Here is a 19,054-nt window from a genome sequence, read left to right on the forward strand (position 1 = left end):
GACGTTGATTTGTCGCTCCTTGATCCAACGTCTTACTTCGGCCGCTGCCTATGCAGCGGCCTTTTTTATGCCTTGAATAAAACGGGGCGCCATCAGCGCCCCGTAGGATTCACTCTTTTTCAAGCAACGATCACAGGCTGTATTTCTGCAGATTGGCCATCATCTCCTTCAACGCCTCGATATTGTCCTTGGGGTGGGCCGCACCGTCGAAGTCGCAGATCTGCTGCCAGTGTGCGGCCACATCGTCGGGCGAGAAGCCGGCTTCAGGGTCAAAGCCCACGCCCAAGCTGCGTTCCCAGCGGGTCTTGCCGATCCAGCCGCCGCCTACTTCAAACAGCCCCGAGGTTTCCTGACACGCCTCACTGCCCAGGTACACCACCAGCGGGCTGACCAGCTCCGGCTTGAGGCGCTCGAACACTTGCGGTGGGATCAAGCCTTCGGTCATGCGCGTGCCGCCGGTGGGGGCAATGGCGTTCACCAGAATGTTGTTCTTGCGCCCTTCCAGCGCCAGCGTGCGGGTCAGCCCATAGAGGCCAAGCTTGGCCATGCCGTAGTTGGACTGGCCGAAGTTGCCATAGATGCCCGAGGTGGACGCAGTGAAAATCACCCGGCCGTAAGCTTGCTCACGCAGATGGGGCCAGGCAGCGCGGGTGACTTTGTAGGCGCCTTCGACATGCACCCGGTAAACCAGGTCCCAATCGCTGTCGTCCATTTTGTGGAAAGTCTTGTCACGCAGAATACCAGCGTTATTGACCACCACATCGATACGGCCGAAGGCATCGAGGGCGTTCTGCACGATCTTGTCACCGTCGGTGACAGAGTCATGGTTGGCCTCGGCAATACCGCCCGCTTCACGAATCTCGGCCACGACCCGGTCGGCGGCCGAGGCATTCGCGCCTTCACCCTGGGTAGAACCACCGAGATCGTTGACCACCACTTTCGCGCCATGTTTAGCGAACAACAGCGCATGGGCCCGGCCCAATCCGCCGCCGGCACCGGTGACGATCACGACCTTATCCTGGAACTGCACTGACTCACTCATACCGAACTCCAATGGCGACAATGGGAATGGGTCGAGTGTCAGGCACGGGGGCTCTGGTCACAATAGATACGGCAGGGGCTGAATGGTGCTCGATAAGGCTGAGGGATGATTGTGATGGACTAACGAAAATCTAAATGTGTGTAGTGAGCGGGCTTGCCCCGCGCTGGGTGGCGAAGCCGCCCCAATAAAGACACCGCCGAGTTCCAGATAGAACCCATTTGCCTGGTTTAGGGCCGCTTCGCAGCCCAGCGCGGGGCAAGCCCGCTCACTACAAGTGTTCTTGAGGCTTTAATGGCTATCGCAGGCAAGCCAGCTCCCGCACTGGGCCAGCAATTCGCTCGCGAAACGCCAGGTAGTGCTTGAGCACCTGCACCGGCGCCTCGATCTGCGGATAGTGGCCGATATTGGCCAGCAAGACCGTGTCGGCGTGGGGCACCAACTCGTGGTAACGCTCCACCATGTGGGCGCCGGAGATCGGGTCTATCTCGCCATCAATCACCCGCAGTGGGACTTCAGCCTGCTGCATTGCCGCGACCCAACGATCACGCAGGCGCCGACGCTGAGGAATGTAGGCGATGAGCTTGTGCAGGATGCGCGTGCCATCGTGACACTCGATCAGGCTCCAAAAATCATCCAGGGCGCTTTCGCTGGGGCGGGTATTGGGGCCGAATATCTGGCTGAAGCTGTTCGCCAGGGCATTGCGCCCAAACGCACGGCCGATCATCCAGCCCAGGGGGCTGAGCAAGAGCTTTTGTACCAGCGCCGGGCGATGGGTCTCAGGAAACAACCCCCCGTTGAGAAACACACAACTGGCCATCTGAAAGCGACCTTCATAGTGCCGCGCCAGTAATTCCTGGGCGACGCTGTCGCCGTAGTCATGGGCCAGCACATGCACCGGCTGCTCGACTCGCAGGTGCTCGAGCAGTGCCTGCTGCAAATCCGCCTGTTCCAGTAGGCAATAACCGTGGTCCAGCGGCTTGGCCGAGTCGCCAAAACCGAGCATGTCGCAGGCGATCACCAAGTTGCGGTGGGCCAGGGGCTGCCACACGTAGTGCCAGTCCCAACTGGCAGTGGGAAAGCCATGGATCAGCAGCAACGGCTCGCCCTGCCCCGCCACCCAGTAACGGATGCTGCGGCCGTGGAATTCGAATGTCTGGCTGCGTTTGCGCCAGACACTGAGCGGAATCTCGGCGAGTGGCATCAGGTTTTATACCCAGGATCGACGCGGTCCAACTTGCGCAGCAACGCCGGCCAGGCCAGCGCGCCCCCCATACCTTGTGCGCTCTTTGTGACAGCCGCCACCATTGCCTTGGCACCGACGAGTATCTGCGGCCCGATGGCGATCAATTCAGCGCCGCCGCTTTGCGCCAGCACCTGGATATCGCAGGCGCGCTGGAAGGTAAACATCATCAAAAAAGTGTCGGCGATGGTGCTGCCGCACGTCAGCAGCCCGTGGTTGTGCAGCATCAGGAAATTGTTTTCGCCAAGATCGGCCTGCAAGCGGGCCTTCTCTTCGTGGTTCAACGCCACCCCTTCGTAGGCGTGATAGGCCAGGCTCGACAGCACGAATAGGGACTGCTGGCTGATCGGCAACACGCCTTGTTTCTGCGCCGCCACCGCAACACCCGAAGCGGTGTGGGTGTGCAGCACACAGGTCACGTCGTGGCGAACTTCATGGATGGCGCTGTGGATGGTGTAGCCCGCGGGGTTGATCTCGTAGGGGCTGTCCATCAGCTTGTGGCCGGCCTGATCGACCTTGACCAGGCTCGACGCGGTGATCTCGTCGAACATCAGCCCATAGGGGTTGATCAGGAAATCATCGGTCCCCGGCACCTTGGCCGAGATATGCGTAAAGATCAGGTCATCCCAACCATGCAGCGCCACCAAGCGATAACAGGCTGCCAGGTCGACGCGGGTTTGCCATTCGGCAGCGCTGACCTGATCGTGGACATTCTGTGGCGATAGAACGGGGGCTAGGCTCACGGTAACGACCTCCTTGGCGTACTTTCTTATTATTTTTTTGAGTGATGGGGCAGTCTAGCCAGACGTCGTGGGCGCCGTAGTTGCCTTGGCAGCCAGCTTGATGACCGTACGAGTCAGTGTTGAGAATAGTTTAAATACGTGAGTACAACGTCAGAGAAGTGCCGCCAATAAAGGGGCGGCACAGGCATTGGTGCGCGAATGAGCGCTCAACCGCGCAGCGCAATGACCAGCTCGGCCAGCCACGGTTCGGCGTCAGTTTCCGGGGTGACACTTTCGCTGGCGTCCAGGCGCAGCATCGGCAGCACCTCGCGCACGCCCAACTCAGCAAACAGCTCACGCATTTGCTCGCCGCCACCGCAGAAGGTATCGCCATAGCTGGCGTCGCCCAAGCCGATGACTGCACCAGGCAGGCCGCGCCAGGCGGCGGGCAGTTGGTCGCGAATGGTCGAATACAGGGGTTGCAGGTTGTCGGGCAACTCACCCATGCCGGTGGTGGACGTCACCGCCAGAAAAGCGTCCGGCGCAAATGCCTGCACATCCGCCAGACTAGCGCGAGGGTTGTGCCAGGCCTCGAAACCTGCGGCATTGAGGATACTGGCAGCATGACGAGCGACTTCTTCGGCTGTGCCGTAGACCGAGCCGGAAAGGATGGCGACTTTCATCAATCTAATCCTGTAGTTGAGCGAAAGCGTGGGATATTAGCAGCTCGACCCACCCCTTCAAAAAAACGTCGTGCTCGGATGGAAAGAATACCGGGGTGTCTTAGACTTGCGACACCTTACATAGATGAAGCCCCGTATGATTAACGCTCAATTGATGCAAATGATCATTGATGCCTCGAACGAAGGCATCGTTATCGCTGAACGGGAAGGCGAGGATTTGCCACTGATCTACGTCAATCCCGCCTTCGAGCGGATGACTGGCTACACCCAAGACGAAGTGCTCTATCAGGACTGCCGCTTCCTGCAATCGGGAGACCGGGACCAACCGGGCCTGATCGCCATTCGAGACGCGCTGGGCAATGATGGCAATTGTCGCGAAACCCTGCGCAACTACCGCAAGGACGGCACGCATTTCTGGAACGAGCTGTCGATATCCACCGTTTACAACGCCGCAGACAAACAGACGTACTTCATCGGCGTTCAAAAGGACGTCACCGTCCAGGTCAAAGCCCTGCAGCGCGTGGCCCAATTGGAAGCGCAGGTCGCCGAACTCAAAGCAGAACTGGCCGCACTCAAGACGACGAGTGGATCTAACAAAAATTAGATAAAACGGTGATTAAGAGGATAATGGCGTTTTAACACCTACCCGTTGAGCAGGCCTCATGCAACGCGACGCACTCCTGACGCAGGACGAACTGGATTTTATCCAGACCATGCAGCACAACCCACAGTTGAACCTGCGGGATGCATCGTCGAGCCTGACGGTCAACGGGGGGGCGCAGATTCGCGACCTGCTCACTCGCCTGGCCGCCCACGACCATGTCACCATCCAGGCGCAGTTCGACAACCAGCAACTCACGTTCCCACTGCACTTGGTCGAAGATGAGTTTCACGCGGTTCACCTGCGCTTGGGCGTGCCGAGTATTTTCGAAGACGGCCCGATGATTCGTCCGTGGCGCCTGGCGCTTGAAACGCCAGTGGCCCTGGAGAACATCAAGGGCAACCCGGGGGCGATGTGGGTGCATGAGGTGTCGTTCAAAGGCGTACTGGTGGAAATTCGGGGCCGGATCAAGCCGCCCAAAACCTTTTCACTGTGGTTCAGCCCATCGGGCTATGAGCGCATTGCGGTGCGCGGAACGTTCGAACGAGAAACGGCACGCGGGCTGTTCGCCTATCGGCTGAGCCAAGGCGACGCCGATGAAACCGAGCGTCTGCGTCAGTTCATCCTGCACCAGCACCGCCTGGCCCATCCTGAAGTGCATGCCTGAAATCAGGTATCCAGGCTACCGCTCAAGAATTGCTGCAAGCGGCGCTGCATCAGCCGCCCCTCATTACCGAGACAACCAATTGACGAGTCCGCAAGACGCTCCTGCGCCAACTCCGCAGCATCACCCGCCAGCAACAACGGGCAATCCAGGGTCATAGCCAGACGCTTGAGTCGCAGCGGCAGTTCACTGCCGGGCGCTCGATTGGAAAACAGCACCAAGGCTTGCGGCTGGGTCTTTTCGCAGATCAGCGTCAGTTCATCGAATGGCTGGCCTACGCCCATGACCTTCACTGCGAGCTTTTCCCCCGACATCAGCAGGCCCGCGACCAGCAACTCCAACTCGCGGCATTCCCCGGCAACGGCCGCGAGCAATACCCGAGGTACCGACGTGGCCGCTGCCACTTGCAGACGTTGCGCAGTGCGCGAGCGCAGGAAATTGTCGAAGAACAGCCACTCGCTGGCTTGGCCGAAGCGCCCTTGGTGACGCAGCAATGCCTGCCACAGCGGCATGAGAATGTCTTGAAACACTACGGTAATCGGGTAGGCGGAAAAGATCTGGCCGTACAGCCGGTCCAACTCACGGTCATCGAATGCGCTGATTGCAAGGCGCAGACGCCCATGCCACTGGACCCACTCCACCTGCGTTTCAGGCGCGGTGCCAGGGTCGCTGAGCAGTTCGTCTCGTGCGAGGATTTTGCCGACTTTGCTCACCGCGACGCCACGTTCGATCCAGTCCAGCACCCGGTGCACGGTGTCGATATCGTCGCGTGAGTACAACCGATGCCCGCTTTCGGTGCGGGTTGGCTGGATCAGGCCGTAGCGACGCTCCCAGGCGCGCAAGGTGACCGGGTTGACGCCGGTCAGCCGGGCGACTTCACGAATAGGGAAAAGGTCGTCGCAATCAGTGACATTGCTAGGCGTCTTTTCGCGCTGGGGAGCAGTAATTTCGGGCATCAGAGATGAAAAACATCCGCGTCAGTTTGAACACTATTTAACGCTTATTCGGCGGTGCGACACAAGTTACAGGGCGACCCGACCAAAGTACCTGGCGTATTTCGATAAAACAGGAATAATCCTTGCCTGTTTTTTCTACGTCGCTGCAACACCCCGCAGCCTCGTTTGTGTGCCGCCTACCCGGCCCAGCACACCCGCACACTTGGAGATACACAATGTCTACCTCTCCCGTCACCCTGATGGTTGCGCGTCGCGTGGCCAAGGGTCGCTATGAAGAACTGATGGCCTGGCTGCGCGAAGGCGAGCAATTAGCCACGGACTTCCCCGGCTACCTGGGCTCAGGCGTCCTTGCGCCGCCGCCCAATGATGATGAGTTCCAGATCATTTTCCGCTTCGCCGATGAGCACACCCTGCATGCCTGGGAGTTTTCTGCCTCCCGCAGTGCCTGGTTGAGCCGTGGCAGCGAATTGTTTGCCGACCCGTCCGAGCACCGCGTACGCGGCATCGACGGCTGGTTCGGTGCGGTGGGTGCTCGCCCGCCACGCTGGAAGCAGGCCGTGGCGATCTGGCTGGCGTTCTTCCCGGTATCGCTGTTGTTCAACTTTGTATTGGGCCCGCTGCTCAATGAACTGGAGCTGGTGCCACGTGTGCTGGTCAGCACCCTGGCGCTCACGCCCTTGATGGTTTATCTGTTTATCCCACTGTCGACCCACCTGCTGGCGAATTGGCTACATCCTTCCCCACCGCGCAAGGTCACTGAAGCTGCCGCTTGAGTACAGGGGCGTGCGGTCGCTGGTATAGTTTCAATCTGCCAGCGACGCGAGCCCCTCATGACTGCAACGAACGCCCCGATCCTGATCACCGGCGCCGGCCAGCGTGTCGGCCTGCATTGCGCCCAGCGCCTGCTGGACGAAGGCCACTCGGTGATTTTCAGCTACCGCAGCGAGCGGCCCGGCGTGCAGGCGTTGCGCGAGCGTGGGGCCACCGGTGTATATGCCGATTTCTCTGACGAAACCGGAATTCTCGCGTTTATCGCCGAGCTGCACACCCACACCCAGAGCCTGCGCGCGATCATCCATAACGCCTCGGCCTGGGTCGCGGAAACGCCTGGCGACGAAAGCCGCGCTTTTACCGACATGTTCAGCGTGCACATGCTTGCGCCGTACCTGATCAACCTGCATTGTTCACCCCTGCTGCAACGCTCGACACCGGCCGACATCGTGCATATCAGCGATGACGTGGTGCGCAAGGGCAGCCGCCAGCACATCGCCTACTGCGCCACCAAGGCCGGGCTCGACAGCCTTACGCTGTCATTTGCCGCGCAGTTCGCGCCGCTGATCAAGGTCAACGGCATCGCACCGGCGATGGTGATGTTCAACGAGGGCGACAATGCTGCCTACCGCGCCAAGGTACTGGCCAAGTCGGCACTGGGCATCGAGCCTGGGCCCGAGGTGATCTACCAGAGCGTGCGCTACCTGCTGGACAACCCTTATGTCACCGGAACCACCCTGACCGTCAACGGCGGGCGGCATATCAAGTAAGCCGTTTGTGAGGATGTTGTATGACCTTATCCCTGCCCCAACACTACCGCGAGATCCTTAAAGGTCTGGGCGAAGACCCCGAGCGCGAAGGCTTGCTCGATACCCCCAAGCGCGCCGCCAAGGCCATGCAATACCTGTGTCATGGCTACGCGCAGAACCTGGAGGAGATCGTCAACGGCGCGCTGTTCGCTTCTGACAATGACGAGATGGTGATCCTCAAGGACATCGAGTTGTACTCGCTGTGCGAACACCACCTGCTGCCCTTTATCGGCAAGGCCCATGTGGCCTATATTCCGACCGGCAAGGTGCTGGGCCTGTCGAAACTGGCGCGTATCGTCGACATGTTCGCCCGGCGCCTGCAGATCCAGGAAAACCTCACGCGGCAAATTGCCGACGCCATCCAGGACGTGACCCAGGCGGCCGGCGTGGCCGTGGTGATCGAAGCCAAGCACATGTGCATGATGATGCGTGGCGTAGAAAAACAGAATTCAACCATGAACACCTCGGTGATGCTCGGCGCGTTCCGCGAGTCGAACACCACGCGCATGGAGTTCCTGCAACTGATCGGACGGAGCAAGTAGCAATGCCACAACTTCAACCAGGCATGGCGCGTATCCGGGTCAAGGACCTGTGCCTGCGCACCTACATCGGTATCAACGAGGAGGAAATCCTCAACAAGCAGGATGTGCTGATCAACCTGACCATCCTGTATGCCGCCCAGGAAGCCGTGCGCGACAATGACATCGACCATGCGCTGAACTACCGCACCATCACCAAGGCGATCATCGCCCATGTGGAAGGCAACCGCTTTGCGCTGCTAGAGCGCTTGACCCAGGAATTGCTGGACCTGGTGATGAGTAATGAATCAGTGCTGTACGCCGAAGTCGAAGTCGACAAGCCCCACGCGCTGCGCTTTGCCGAATCGGTTTCGATTACCCTGGCGGCCAGCCGCTAACCCCTGAATTGCCAGTGAGCCTTATGAACGATCAACAACGCCTCGAACTCGAAGCCGCCGCCTTTCGCCGGCTGGTAGCCCACCTGGACAGCCGTAAGGATGTGCAGAACATCGACCTGATGAACCTCTCGGGCTTCTGCCGCAACTGCTTGTCCAAGTGGTACAAGGCTGAAGCTGACGAGCGCCAGATCGAGCTGAGCCTCGATGACGCCCGTGAAGTGGTGTACGGCATGCCATACGCCGAGTGGAAAGCTCAGTATCAGAAAGAAGCCAGCGCCGACCAACAGGCAGCGTTCGCTAAAAACGGCAACGGTAATAACTGATTAAACATGGAAGCAACCAAAGGAAGGTCAAGTGAAGCACTCAGTATATAAATTCGCCTTAATGCTAGGCCTATTGTCGTTAGGCGCTTGCTCCACCGCTGACAAATATGCCAGCGGACGCTATTACGAAATTTATTCTGTGAGCGGTCTGGGTGGCTGCGAGTTTAAACCGGCCTTTAACGACTGTGCCGAACAACGCGTTTTCGACGTAAAAATATCGGACAACAAAGAAAAAGTTGCGTTAGCAAAGTTCATCAACCCAAGTGACAGTGTCAGCTATTTTGGATTTATCCGAAACGACTATCAGGCACAAGTCAAACCCATACGTGACTTCCTAGCATGGGCACAGGCCGACACGCACACCGCCAAGCGTTTAACGATGAAACGGCCTGCGGGGAACACCTATGGTTATCTTTTTGAAAACAGAGAAGTCGAGTATCAGTTTGACTTTACTCAAACCCGCGCGGGCGTGCCGATGCTGGTGATTCACATCGACGGCAAGGATCGCTACTTCGGGCTGACGGTAGAACAGGCTAAAAAACTACTCAGCACGCTGGATGCCTGGTACGACAATCGTTCTGTAGGCTACAAGCTGACCTAATCCGGCGGGCAGGCAGCCGCAACGGCTGCCTGCCAATACGGAATCAGAACTTCTGCAGCCTGAACGTGCCATCCTCACAGTTTTCCAGAGCCAAGTCGGTGACAGGCTTTTTATCGTAGTAGCCCTTCTCGGTTTTGTAGACTTCATAAACAGTGAGCGTGCGCGGGGCATACTGATTAACGAAGAGCCCGGTCACATAATAGTAAGACCCTACGACCGGTTTGAACGTGACAGTACTGTATGAACCATTAGCTGAAATCATACGCACTGCGATATTTTTTTGTGCACTCACCCAAAACTCGCGGCGCAGCGGCGGGGTTTCTGGAATGTCGGGAAACCCTTCGATCTTATTGTTCATTGCTGTCTGAAAACCCACCGCATTATTGGTATAGCCATTTTGCGGGTCATCCAGATTTATACACGTACCGGTATTAGGGTAGACACGGATATAGTCAATATTACGGTTATCAAAACTGACACCGACCCGTTCGCCGCCCTGAACATCTTCCAATTTGTGGCTGTAGGTAGCCACCGAACAACCACTTAACAAGACTCCCGCAACCGTCGCACACAACATTATCCTTAACACAGCAACTCCTACAGTTATTCAAACCCTGTTACTCGTTCAATCGAGCGGGATGGTTGCGCGAATTCTAGGAAGCACCACCACGAAAACGCAAACCTTTTAAAATATCCCTGCACCGAATGATCTCGACACTCAAAAAAGCTACCATGCGCGCGCGTGCACATACGCGTGTATATATTGACCCCGACGTTAAAAGGCTCCATACCCATGACCGACCTGACCACCCTTCGCGCCAGCCTCAACAGCGGCGAACACGTTTTTTCCGACACCTTGGCTTTTGTCGCTGCCGGTTACGATTACCAGCCGCAAGCTTTCACCAATGGCGCTGTAGAAAATGCGGCCGGGCAGAACGAGGGTTCGTGCAAGACATTGGGTCTGGCCCTGCTGGAAGGTCTGAGCGATCAGGAAGCGCTGTTGGCTTTTGGCGAGCATTACCGTTCGGTAGTGGCGACGCCTGAGGGCAGCGACCACGCCAACATCCGCGCCTTGATCGCGCATGGCCTGGCCGGCGTAAAGTTCACCGCACAGCCCCTGACTCGCAAGTCCTGAGTCAAACACAGATCAAAATGTGGGAGCGGGCTTGCTCGCGAAAGCGGAGTGTCAGTCACTTAATGTGTATTTGATACACCGCGTTCGCGAGCAAGCTCGCTCCCACATTTGAACTGAGGCGTTAATCAAATCTCAGACATAAAAAACCGGCCTCACAGCCGGTTTTTTAGTTCAACGGGTTCAGAACGAAGCGTTCTGCAGGCCGTCGAGGTAACGCTCGGCATCCAGTGCCGCCATGCAGCCAGCACCGGCCGAGGTGATCGCCTGACGATACACGTGGTCAGCCACGTCACCGGCAGCGAAGATACCTTCGATGTTGGTGGCGGTGGCGTTGCCTTCACGGCCGCCCTGCACCACCAGGTAACCGTCTTTGGCTTCCAGCACGCCTTCGAACAGCGAGGTGTTCGGGGTGTGGCCGATGGCGATGAACACGCCGTCGACTTTCAGTTCGTCAAAGCTGCCGTCGTTGTTTTTCAGGCGAGCACCGGTCACGCCCATGTTGTCGCCCAGGACTTCGTCCAGGGTGGCGTTGAGCTTGAGGATGATCTTGCCTTCAGCGACACGGGCGTGCAGCTTGTCGATCAGGATCTTCTCGGCGCGGAAGGTCTCGCGGCGGTGAACCAGGGTCACGGTGCTGGCGATGTTCGCCAGGTACAGCGCCTCTTCCACGGCCGTGTTGCCGCCGCCGACCACGGCAACCGGTTTGTTGCGATAAAAGAAACCATCGCAGGTCGCGCAGGCGGATACGCCCTTGCCCATGAACGCTTCTTCCGATGGCAGGCCCAGGTAGCGGGCGCTGGCGCCCGTGGCGATGATAAGCGCGTCACAGGTGTACACACCGCTGTCGCCCCTCAGGCTGTAAGGTTTTTTGGAGAAGTCGACCTTGTTGATGTGATCGAACACGATCTCGGTTTCAAAGCGCTCGGCGTGTTCTTTCATGCGCTCCATCAGCACCGGGCCGGTCAGACCGTGGACGTCGCCCGGCCAGTTGTCGACTTCGGTGGTGGTGGTCAACTGACCGCCCGCCTGCATGCCGGTGATCAGCAGCGGCTTGAGGTTGGCCCGGGCAGCGTAGACCGCAGCGCTGTAACCGGCAGGGCCGGAACCGAGAATAATCACTCGCGAATGACGGGTATCAGACATGACTCACTCCTATCGACCGCCCGGACTACAAGGCGGCTGGAATAAAAAAGGGACTACGAAGCACTTGGGGAAGGCTTGAACTCGCAGGCCCTGAAAAATAATGGGTGCAGCGTATCGAGGGGGGCAAGATTAAGGAAATACGGAATAACAATCCAGCTCATAGGTGGTCTCTATGCAGTCGGGTTGGTTCATCGACACGTTTGTTACCGCTGATGTCGCCGCTTTCGCCTAAGGTGCAAAGTCGGTAAGGTCGGCGCGTTCGCCCCTTTGCTCGGAGTTCTCCATGCCCGCCCCTGCTCTTTCTGGCCCGCAATACCTGCGTGAAGGCCTCAAACTGGTGTTGAGCCCTGGCCTGCGACTGTTTGTTTTGCTGCCGCTGGCGATCAACCTGATGCTGTTCGTCGGCTTGATCTATTTCGCCGGTCACGAGTTCAGTGTGTGGGTCGACCATTTGATGCCGACGCTGCCGAGCTGGCTGAGTTTTCTGAATTACCTCATCTGGCCTCTGTTCGTGGTGCTAGTGGTGCTGATGGTGTTTTTCACCTTCACCATGCTGGCCAACATCATCGCCGCGCCCTTTAACGGCTTTCTCTCGGAGAAGGTTGAAGTGGTGGTACGTGGCACCGACGACTTTCCGGCCTTCAGCTGGGGCGAGTTGGTCGCCATGGTCCCGCGCACGCTGGCCCGGGAAATGCGCAAGCTGGGCTACTTCCTGCCACGGGCCATCGGCTTGTTTATCCTGTCGTTCATTCCGGTGGTCAACCTGATCGCCGCGCCACTATGGCTGTTGTTTGGCGTGTGGATGATGGCGATCCAGTACATCGACTACCCGGCGGACAACCACAAGCTGGGCTGGAACGAGATGCTTGCCTGGCTGCGCCAGAAACGTTGGCAGAGCATGAGTTTCGGCGGCATCGTCTACCTGGTGCTGCTGGTGCCGGTGGTCAACCTGCTGATGATGCCGGCGGCGGTGGCCGGGGCGACGTTGTTCTGGGTGCGCGAGCAAGGTGCCGAAGCGATGGCGCAGCCGAAAAAAGTGACCCCGTCATAAATCCATCATGCCGATGACACAATGACGACATGGCCCACGGCGACACTGTGGGTCATGACGACAGCCTCGCTTCACATCACCCTGATTACCGAAACCTTCCCGCCAGAGATCAACGGGGTGGCCAATACCCTTGGCCGCTTGTGCGAGGGTTTGCGCGCGCGCGGCCATCAAGTCGAGCTGGTGCGCCCACGCCAGGGCGTCGACCAGAGCCGCCCCAGCGACGATGAGTTGCTGCTGTGCCGTGGCTGGCCGCTACCCGGGTACCCGGGCCTGCAATGGGGACAGTCGTCGATGCACAAATTGCTGCGACGCTGGACCCGTCAGCGTCCGGACGTGCTGTACATCGCCACCGAGGGGCCATTGGGTCTCTCTGCCCTGCGCGCTGCGCGGCGCCTGGGGATCAGCGTGGTCAGTGGCTTTCATACCAATTTCCAGCAGTACTCGAACCAATACGGCTTGAGCATGCTGAGCCGAATGGTCACTCACTACCTGCGCTGGTTTCATAACCGTTCGACCTTGACCCTGGTGCCCAGCGCCAGCCAGCGCCTGGAGTTGGAGCGCAGGCATTTCGAGCGTCTGGGGATGTTGTCACGCGGGGTGGACAGCCAGTTGTTCCACCCAGCCAGACGCGACAACGCGCTGCGGGAAAGCTGGGCATTGAACAGTGAGCAAACTGCCGTGCTCTACGTAGGCAGACTTGCGCAGGAGAAGAACCTGGGAGTGCTCAAGCGTTGCTTTGAGACGTTGCAGGACACTTATCCACAGCGTCAGATGAGGCTGATCATCGTCGGCGATGGCCCACAACGGGCGATGATGGAAAAGGAACTGCCGGAAGCGATCTTCTGCGGCACCTTGCGAGGCGAGGAACTGGCGCGGCATTACGCGTCAGGCGATGTGTTCCTGTTCCCCAGCCTGACCGAAACCTTTGGCAACGTGGTGTTGGAGGCGATGGCATCGGGCTTGGGTGTGGTGGCCTACGATCAGGCGGCTGCGACCCAGCATATTCGCCATGGCTACAACGGTGTGCTGGCGATGCCGGGAGATGAGAATGCGTTTTGTGAGGCCGCGAACTGGTTGCTGGAGGACGCAGAAAGCTTGCGCCGCATGCGCCTGAATGCCCGTCAGCATGCGAGCCGCCAGGGTTGGCCGGCGATTATCGAGCAGTTTGAGCATCAGCTACGGGGTGCATGCGATGAAAACCCTGCGCTTCCTACACAGCCTTACGTGCGATAAACCCTTAAGTCTTTCCTTATATTTAAGCTGGGAACTCCTTAATGCTGAACGCCAATTATTGATACCTGCTATGCAAGCAGGGCTTTCAATTATTGGAGATACGAAAAATGTCTGCTTACGGAATGGGTGCACGCAATGGCGTCAACATGCCAAACGCCGAATGGACGCGTCAGCAACAATGGCTGGATAAATCCCGGGCAGCCCCCCCTGTCTACGGTCAGACCGGGCATAAAGACCCAAACAAAACCGACCACAGTAAAGAGCTGTACAAGGGGCCGCAGTACTAGTCACTAAAACCATAAAGCTCCCTGTGCGGCCACAGGGAGTCCAACCACTCAAACCAGGGTCGTCAACGCCTCACGACTGAATGGCAGGATGTCGCTCTCCCGGCCCTCGCGCACCTTCACGGCCCAATCCGGGTCCACCAGCAGGGCACGGCCCACGGCGACCAGGTCGAACTCATCGTTGTTCAAGCGTTCCAGCAGTTTCTCAAGGCTGGCCGGTTGCGCGACCTTGTCAGTGTTGACCATGAACTGCAGGAACTCGCCATCCAGGCCCACGCTGCCCACGGTAATGGTCGGCTTACCGGTGAGCTTGCGGGTCCAGCCGGCCAGGTTGAGGGTGGAGCCTTCGAATTCAGGCTCCCAGAAGCGACGGGTGGAGCAGTGGAAAATATCCACACCGGCGTCAGACAACGGCTTGAGGAACTCGCCCAACGCTTCCGGGGTTTGCACCAGGCGAGCGGTGTAGTCCTGCTGTTTCCACTGGGAGAAACGGAAGATGATCGGAAAGTCCGGGCCAACTACGGCGCGGGTGGCCTCGATCAGCTCGATCGCAAAGCGCGAACGGTTGGCCAGACTGCCGCCGTATTCGTCGGTGCGCTGGTTGCTGCCTTCCCAGAAGAACTGGTCCACCAGGTAGCCGTGGGCGCCGTGGATCTCTACACCGTCCATGCCGATGCTCTGGGCATCCCTGGCGGCCTGGGCGAAGGCGTTGATCACTTCTTTGATGTCCTGAGGGGTCATGCCGTGGACGACCACGTTGCCATCCTTGAGTTTTTCCATCGGGCCATAGGCTGGCACGCTGGCATCTGGCTCGGTGCCAATACGACGCACGCTGCCTACGTGCCACAATTGCGGAACGATCTTGCCGCCTTCAGCGTGCACCGCGTCGACTACCTTCTTCCAGCCAGCCAGGGCGGCTTCACCGTAGAAATGCGGAACATTGGGGTAGCCGTTTGAGGCTTGATGGCCGACCACCGTACCTTCGGTGATGATCAGGCCCACGCCCGCGGCGGCGCGGCGACGGTAGTACTCGATGACGTTGGAATTGGGGACGCCACCCGGGGAGAACGAGCGGGTCATCGGCGCCATGACCACGCGCGTCGACAGTTGCAATGCACCGAGCTGGAACGGTTTGAACAAGGCTTGGACAGGCATGGGGGCACTCCACGGGAGACTGGATTTATGATGTGGATAATATGGGGAGTGCGCAGCGCTGAGTAGCACTATTGATCTGAGTGATTAAGGGGTAAAAGTGGCAAGGCTTTCAGGGCTGCTGCGCAGCCCAACGGGAGCAAGCTCACTCGCCACAGGGGGGGAAGTTTAGCTCAGGGCTTTTTCGATGGCCTGGACGATCGTCGGATCATCCGGCGCTGTACGTGGCGAAAAGCGCGCGAGCACCCGGCCGTCTTTACCCAACAGGAATTTTTCGAAATTCCAGGTGATATCCCCGGGGAACTCGGCGCCCTCGCCTGCCAGCAGGCGGTACAGTTGATGCCGATCAGGGCCGTTGACCTCGAGCTTGCTGCCCAGCGGGAACGTTACCCCGTAGTTGAGGCTGCAGAACGCCTGGATCTCTTCCTCAGTACCCGGCTCCTGGCCGGCAAACTGATTGCACGGCAAGCCAAGTACGGTAAAACCCTGGTCCTTGTACTGCTGGTAGAGTTTTTCCAACGCGGCGTATTGCGGGGTCAAACCACATTTGGAGGCTACGTTGACCACCAGCACCACTTGCCCCTTGAAGGGCGCCAGCGGCAGCTCTTGTCCGTCCAACGCTTTGAGTTTCAGGTCGTGGAAAGCACTCATGACGAACTCCAGATATCCCATATTCTTCGCATTGCAGCGCTTCGAGATTACAGCTCGCAAGCCTGCAATCATAGACGCCGATTGCAAAACTCGCCTGCGGGTTACTGAGCGGTCGGCCAGGGCAAAATCGGAATCGCCGTCACGGCGTTCTGCGGGCTGCCTTCGATCAGTCGGTCGCTGTACACCAGATACACCAGGGTGTTGCGCTTCTTGTCGAGGAAACGCACCACCTGCATGGTCTTGAACACCAGTGAGGTGCGCTCCTTGAACACTTCGTCGCCATCCTTGAGCTCGCCCTTGAAGCGGATCGGCCCCACCTGACGGCAGGCGATCGAGGCTTCGGCGCGGTCTTCAGCCAGGCCCAGGCCGCCTTTGACGCCGCCGGTCTTGGCGCGCGACAGGTAGCACGTCACGCCGTCGACCTTGGGGTCATCAAACGCTTCGACCACGATCCGGTCGTTGGGGCCGACAAACTTGAACACCGTCGACACCTGGCCGACTTCCTCGGCGGACGCCAGCAGCGGCATGGCCAACAGCAGGCCGAGCATTCCCTTCATTAAACGCATCGTGTATTCCTTTGGTTAGACCAGGATCAGGTTGTCGCGGTGCACCAGTTCAGGTTCCGCCATGTAACCCAATAGTCCGACAATCGCATCAGACGATTGTCCAATGATTTTCTGCGCTTCAAGGGCGCTGTAGTTGGCTAGGCCACGAGCAATTTCACGACCGTCCGGCGCAACGCAGACCACCATCTCGCCACGGCGGAAGCTGCCCTGCACCAATTTGACGCCCACCGGCAGCAGGCTCTTGTTGCCCTGGGACAACGCTGACACGGCACCCTCGTCCAGCACCAGTGTGCCTCGGGTTTGCAGATGACCGGCCAGCCACTGTTTGCGCGCCGCCAGCATGCCGCGTTCCGGCGACAACAGGGTGCCGATGCGCTCACCGGCCTTGAGGCGGTCCAGCACGCGCTCCAGGCGCCCGCCGACGATGATGGTGTGCGCGCCGGAACGTGCGGCCAGGCGTGCGGCACGCAGTTTGGTCTGCATGCCGCCACGGCCCAGGGCGCCGCCGACACTGCCGGCCACGGCGTCCAGCGCCGGGTCATCGGCGCGCGCTTCGTAGATGAGCTGGGCATCAGGGTTGTTGCGCGGGTCGGCGTCGAACATGCCGTCGCGGTCGGTAAGAATCACCAGCAGGTCGGCTTCCACCAGGTTGGCCACCAGGGCGGCCAGGGTGTCGTTGTCGCCGAAGCGGATTTCGTCGGTGACCACCGTGTCGTTTTCGTTGATGACCGGGATGACCTTGAGCTCCACCAGCGCACGCAGGGTGCTGCGGGCGTTGAGGTAGCGCTTGCGGTCGGACAGGTCGTCGTGGGTCAGCAGGATCTGCGCCGTGTGGCGACCGTGCTCGGCAAAGCTGGATTCCCAGGCTTGCACCAGGCCCATCTGGCCGATGGCGGCGGCGGCTTGCAGCTCGTGCATCGCGCTGGGTCGCGCGGTCCAGCCGAGGCGGCTCATCCCGGCAGCAACTGCCCCGGACGACACCAGCACCAACTCGACGCCTGCTTCATGCAAGGCCACCATCTGCTCGACCCAGACGCTCATGGCTGCGCGATCCAGACCTTTGCCATCCGCCGTCAGCAGCGCACTTCCGATCTTTACGACCCAGCGCTGCGCACCTGTCACTTTGCTCCGCATCATCTTCAACCTTAAAGTGATGGCTGCGCGACCCAGCGCCGCCCATAACGTTATACCCAGATACCAAAACGCCGCTCTAAAAGGAGCGGCGTTCAAGTTTATCGCAACAGATCAGTCGCGCACGTAAATGATTTCCGGACCGTCTTCATCATCCACGTCTTCTTCGTCCCAATCATCGTCGCCGATGTCATGGACCGACTTCACGCCGCTGCGGCGCAGGGCACGCTGGTCGTCCAGGGCTTGCAACTGGGCACGGGCCTCGTCTTCGATCTGCTGATCGAGCTCAGCCAGTTCGGCCTTGAACACCGGGTCGGCCGCGAGGCGGTCGGCACGGTCTTCGAGGTAGCGCATGATGTCGCGGGTCAGGCGCTCGGTGCCTTCTTTGGCGATGGCCGAGATCACGTAGACCGGGCCAGTCCATTCCAGGCGGTCAACGATTTCCTTGACGCGCTCTTCGTGCTCTTCTTCGAGGATCTGGTCGCACTTGTTCAGCACCAACCAGCGATCACGCTCGGCCAGGGCCGGGCTGAACTTGGTCAGCTCGCTGACGATCACTTCGGCGGCGTCCGGTGCACTGGTGTCATCCAGCGGCGCCATATCGACGAGGTGCAGCAGCAAACGGGTACGCGACAAGTGCTTGAGGAAGCGAATCCCCAGGCCAGCACCGTCGGAAGCACCTTCGATTAGGCCAGGAATGTCAGCGACCACGAAGCTTTTCCAACGGTCGACGCTGACCACGCCCAGGTTGGGTACCAGGGTGGTGAACGGGTAGTCGGCGACTTTCGGCTTGGCGGCCGATACCGAACGGATGAAGGTACTTTTACCGGCGTTCGGCAGGCCCAACAGGCCTACGTCGGCGAGGACTTTCATTTCCAGCTTGAGGTCACGCTGCTCGCCCGGCTTGCCTGGCGTGGTCTGGCGTGGCGCGCGGTTGGTACTGGACTTGAATCGGGTGTTACCCAGACCGTGCCAGCCGCCCTGCACAACCATCAGCTTCTGGCCGGCCTTGGTCAGGTCGCCAATCACTTCCTGGGTGGCCGAGTCGATGATCGTGGTGCCAACCGGTACGCGCAGTACCAGGTCTTCGCCTTTTTTACCGGTGCAGTCGGTGCTGCCGCCGTTGGAGCCACGCTCGGCATCAAAGTGCCGGGTGTAACGGTAGTCGACCAGGGTGTTGAGGTTTTCGTCGGCCATCATGTAGATGGAACCGCCGTCACCGCCATCACCGCCGTTAGGACCACCGTTTTCGATGAATTTTTCGCGACGGAAACTCATGCAACCGTTACCGCCGTCGCCTGCTTTTACTCGGATGGAAACTTCATCAACGAACTTCATAACAAAACGCCTCTCGCCGCACGGACGAGCTTAAGAAACCAA

Annotated in this window: 24 protein-coding genes; 12 read left to right on the forward strand and 12 right to left on the reverse strand. The window is 59.1% G+C overall.

Going from position 1 to position 19,054, the window contains the following annotated elements; translation table 11 throughout:
• Nucleotides 1-130: 130 nt before the first annotated feature.
• The 4 genes from HU722_RS24495 to HU722_RS24510 all read right to left on the reverse strand — a co-directional run bounded on the left by HU722_RS24495 (nt 131) and on the right by HU722_RS24510 (nt 3,687).
• Nucleotides 131-1,042 (reverse strand): SDR family oxidoreductase, encoded by a 912-nt coding sequence (locus HU722_RS24495; protein ID WP_065890031.1) that lies wholly within the window; start codon nt 1,040-1,042, stop codon nt 131-133.
• 295 nt (nt 1,043-1,337) lie between these two features.
• Complete coding sequence (locus HU722_RS24500; protein WP_065874476.1) at nt 1,338-2,243, reverse strand: alpha/beta fold hydrolase; 906 nt, start codon at nt 2,241-2,243, stop codon at nt 1,338-1,340.
• Complete coding sequence (locus tag HU722_RS24505) at nt 2,243-3,025, reverse strand: class II aldolase/adducin family protein (RefSeq protein WP_065890033.1); 783 nt, start codon at nt 3,023-3,025, stop codon at nt 2,243-2,245. Before HU722_RS24505 ends, HU722_RS24500 begins: the two co-directional genes overlap by 1 nt.
• Nucleotides 3,026-3,231: 206 nt before the next feature.
• Nucleotides 3,232-3,687, reverse strand: a complete 456-nt coding sequence (locus HU722_RS24510; protein WP_065874474.1) for a flavodoxin — start codon at nt 3,685-3,687, stop codon at nt 3,232-3,234.
• Between the two features lie 136 nt (nt 3,688-3,823).
• On the opposite strand from HU722_RS24510, the gene HU722_RS24515 reads away from it, so the two are divergent.
• Both HU722_RS24515 and HU722_RS24520 read left to right on the forward strand, forming a co-directional pair.
• A complete protein-coding gene (locus HU722_RS24515; RefSeq protein ID WP_065874473.1) occupies nt 3,824-4,291 on the forward strand; it encodes a PAS domain-containing protein in 468 nt (155 codons plus the stop codon).
• 58 nt (nt 4,292-4,349) lie between these two features.
• Entirely contained in the window at nt 4,350-4,955 is a 606-nt protein-coding gene (locus HU722_RS24520; protein WP_065874472.1) for a hypothetical protein, read from the forward strand.
• Nucleotides 4,956-4,957: 2 nt separating this feature from the next.
• On the opposite strand, the gene HU722_RS24525 is transcribed toward HU722_RS24520, so the two are convergent.
• Nucleotides 4,958-5,908, reverse strand: a complete 951-nt coding sequence (locus HU722_RS24525; RefSeq protein WP_065880728.1) for a MerR family transcriptional regulator — start codon at nt 5,906-5,908, stop codon at nt 4,958-4,960.
• Nucleotides 5,909-6,123: 215 nt separating this feature from the next.
• On the opposite strand from HU722_RS24525, the gene HU722_RS24530 reads away from it, so the two are divergent.
• The 6 genes from HU722_RS24530 to HU722_RS24555 are packed head-to-tail and all read left to right on the forward strand — an operon-like array spanning nt 6,124 to nt 9,328.
• Nucleotides 6,124-6,681, forward strand: coding sequence for a putative antibiotic biosynthesis monooxygenase (locus tag HU722_RS24530; protein WP_065874470.1), 558 nt, complete (start codon nt 6,124-6,126; stop codon nt 6,679-6,681).
• Between the two features lie 57 nt (nt 6,682-6,738).
• Complete coding sequence (folM, locus tag HU722_RS24535) at nt 6,739-7,449, forward strand: dihydromonapterin reductase (protein ID WP_065890034.1); 711 nt, start codon at nt 6,739-6,741, stop codon at nt 7,447-7,449.
• Between the two features lie 20 nt (nt 7,450-7,469).
• The gene (gene folE, locus HU722_RS24540) at nt 7,470-8,030 is read left to right on the forward strand and encodes a GTP cyclohydrolase I FolE (protein WP_049711572.1); all 561 of its coding nucleotides are present in this window, start codon (nt 7,470-7,472) and stop codon (nt 8,028-8,030) included.
• A 2-nt stretch (nt 8,031-8,032) separates the two neighbouring features.
• Nucleotides 8,033-8,404 carry a dihydroneopterin triphosphate 2'-epimerase gene (gene folX / locus HU722_RS24545; RefSeq protein WP_065874468.1) on the forward strand — a complete coding sequence of 124 codons (372 nt, stop codon included), beginning with the start codon at nt 8,033-8,035 and terminating at the stop codon, nt 8,402-8,404.
• Between the two features lie 23 nt (nt 8,405-8,427).
• Entirely contained in the window at nt 8,428-8,727 is a 300-nt protein-coding gene (locus HU722_RS24550) for a DUF1244 domain-containing protein (RefSeq protein WP_065874467.1), read from the forward strand.
• A 31-nt stretch (nt 8,728-8,758) separates the two neighbouring features.
• Nucleotides 8,759-9,328 (forward strand): hypothetical protein, encoded by a 570-nt coding sequence (locus HU722_RS24555; protein WP_065874466.1) that lies wholly within the window; start codon nt 8,759-8,761, stop codon nt 9,326-9,328.
• 43 nt (nt 9,329-9,371) lie between these two features.
• Here the strand turns inward: HU722_RS24555 and HU722_RS24560 are convergent, their stop codons facing one another.
• Nucleotides 9,372-9,860 carry a hypothetical protein gene (locus HU722_RS24560; protein WP_202895309.1) on the reverse strand — a complete coding sequence of 163 codons (489 nt, stop codon included), beginning with the start codon at nt 9,858-9,860 and terminating at the stop codon, nt 9,372-9,374.
• A gap of 261 nt (nt 9,861-10,121) precedes the next feature.
• Between HU722_RS24560 and HU722_RS24565 the strand changes: the two genes are divergently transcribed.
• Nucleotides 10,122-10,463, forward strand: a complete 342-nt coding sequence (locus HU722_RS24565; RefSeq protein WP_065874465.1) for a HopJ type III effector protein — start codon at nt 10,122-10,124, stop codon at nt 10,461-10,463.
• A 180-nt stretch (nt 10,464-10,643) separates the two neighbouring features.
• Here the strand turns inward: HU722_RS24565 and trxB are convergent, their stop codons facing one another.
• Nucleotides 10,644-11,606, reverse strand: coding sequence for a thioredoxin-disulfide reductase (gene trxB / locus HU722_RS24570; RefSeq protein ID WP_065890035.1), 963 nt, complete (start codon nt 11,604-11,606; stop codon nt 10,644-10,646).
• A gap of 283 nt (nt 11,607-11,889) precedes the next feature.
• Here trxB and cysZ point away from each other — a divergent pair, with 283 nt between their 5' ends.
• From cysZ to HU722_RS24585, 3 genes are all read left to right on the forward strand, one after another.
• A complete protein-coding gene (gene cysZ / locus HU722_RS24575) occupies nt 11,890-12,657 on the forward strand; it encodes a sulfate transporter CysZ (RefSeq protein WP_065880727.1) in 768 nt (255 codons plus the stop codon).
• 54 nt (nt 12,658-12,711) lie between these two features.
• Complete coding sequence (locus HU722_RS24580; RefSeq protein WP_065874463.1) at nt 12,712-13,890, forward strand: glycosyltransferase family 4 protein; 1,179 nt, start codon at nt 12,712-12,714, stop codon at nt 13,888-13,890.
• A gap of 107 nt (nt 13,891-13,997) precedes the next feature.
• Nucleotides 13,998-14,177 carry a hypothetical protein gene (locus tag HU722_RS24585; protein ID WP_065874462.1) on the forward strand — a complete coding sequence of 60 codons (180 nt, stop codon included), beginning with the start codon at nt 13,998-14,000 and terminating at the stop codon, nt 14,175-14,177.
• Between the two features lie 48 nt (nt 14,178-14,225).
• Here HU722_RS24585 and HU722_RS24590 read toward each other — a convergent pair whose 3' ends face one another.
• The 5 genes from HU722_RS24590 to cgtA form a co-directional block, all read right to left on the reverse strand.
• Entirely contained in the window at nt 14,226-15,329 is a 1,104-nt protein-coding gene (locus HU722_RS24590; RefSeq protein WP_065880726.1) for an NADH:flavin oxidoreductase, read from the reverse strand.
• 165 nt (nt 15,330-15,494) lie between these two features.
• The gene (locus HU722_RS24595) at nt 15,495-15,977 is read right to left on the reverse strand and encodes a glutathione peroxidase (protein ID WP_049711568.1); all 483 of its coding nucleotides are present in this window, start codon (nt 15,975-15,977) and stop codon (nt 15,495-15,497) included.
• Between the two features lie 101 nt (nt 15,978-16,078).
• Entirely contained in the window at nt 16,079-16,543 is a 465-nt protein-coding gene (locus HU722_RS24600) for a CreA family protein (protein WP_065874460.1), read from the reverse strand.
• 15 nt (nt 16,544-16,558) lie between these two features.
• Nucleotides 16,559-17,677, reverse strand: coding sequence for a glutamate 5-kinase (proB, locus tag HU722_RS24605; RefSeq protein ID WP_005791305.1), 1,119 nt, complete (start codon nt 17,675-17,677; stop codon nt 16,559-16,561).
• Between the two features lie 111 nt (nt 17,678-17,788).
• Nucleotides 17,789-19,012 (reverse strand): Obg family GTPase CgtA, encoded by a 1,224-nt coding sequence (cgtA, locus tag HU722_RS24610; protein WP_065874686.1) that lies wholly within the window; start codon nt 19,010-19,012, stop codon nt 17,789-17,791.
• Between the last annotated feature and the right edge of the window lie 42 nt (nt 19,013-19,054).

It is taken from the genome of Pseudomonas tritici (assembly GCF_014268275.3).
In the GTDB taxonomy this organism is placed as follows: Bacteria; Pseudomonadota; Gammaproteobacteria; order Pseudomonadales; family Pseudomonadaceae; genus Aquipseudomonas; species Aquipseudomonas tritici.